Annotated in this window: 1 protein-coding gene; it reads right to left on the bottom strand. The window is 49.5% G+C overall.

Going from position 1 to position 983, the window contains the following annotated elements:
• Positions 1–761: restriction endonuclease subunit S (locus tag AC01FP_RS17825; protein ID WP_474482103.1), on the bottom strand; the 761-nt coding region annotated here is incomplete at its 3' end.
• Positions 762–983: the final 222 nt, after the last annotated feature.

Below are 983 nucleotides of genomic sequence, written 5' to 3' on the forward strand. Positions count from 1 at the left end.
TAGACCCCTTGGCGCCGTAAGGCGTTTTTTTGTAGATGACTGCAGGCTTGGAATTCCTCTTTTTTCGAGGTGCCCTTCATCCCCTCATGGACCAACCTCCCGTCTCTGACATTTGGCGTTCTCACTATGGGGAATCCTGTCTCTTCAAAAACTGGGGTCTTGTGTATGCAATCGGCAACCAGTAGGCATGCATCTGAAATTGCAATACTTTCACCATTTGAGAATCGCTGAGAGCGAAGATGAGATTGAAGAAGAGAAGACATAGCGTCATGACACTCATCTTCTCTGCGGATCAAGTGGTCAATCCCAGAGAGTATCTCGGCGATCTTTTTCTGCTCGGGGAGTGGGGGAAGCAGAATCTCTATGCCTTCAAGAAACCTCCTGGATACATGTGGAACTCCTGTGCCTTCAGCGGAGTTTCTAATTGCTTTTCGCTTGCTTGCAAGGAAGTGATATAGGTAACTTGGTTCTAGATCCCCTGTTGATCCTCTTATTGATGCGAGCGTTGGTCCTATATACCCCTCATGACCCGTGCTTGTCAGACCGCACCTTTCGCCGTCCCAGACCAACAAAGTATCTTCCCTGGAGGAGTATGGGCAGGATGAGTCATCGGTGAATGATTTGTAGTTGCCTCCAAAGGACTCAATCAATAGATAGGGTCTGTCCGCTTCGTTTCTTCTGTTTGTAGCGACTGATGCTGGTTTTTTGCCCTTCTTTATCAGAATTAGTTCCCCAAGGGGTCTTATCGCTAAATCACTCATATCCCAACTCCTTCAAGAACCCATGCATTACTGCCTCTGCTTCCTTGACCTCAGCATCAATCTGAGCGAGTGAGACCCCGTACTTGTCCCACCACCGCTCAAACTGTTGAATCACGGCATCAGATGCATTGCCCAAGTGCTGGCGCGGTAGCGCCCCTCCGAGTGGTGTAACTCAGGAGGTCCTGTGACCCTTTCCGGAGGGTGAACAGGAGCAGTCAGAGG

The sequence above is a fragment of the Cyanobium sp. NIVA-CYA 375 genome, assembly GCF_056108345.1.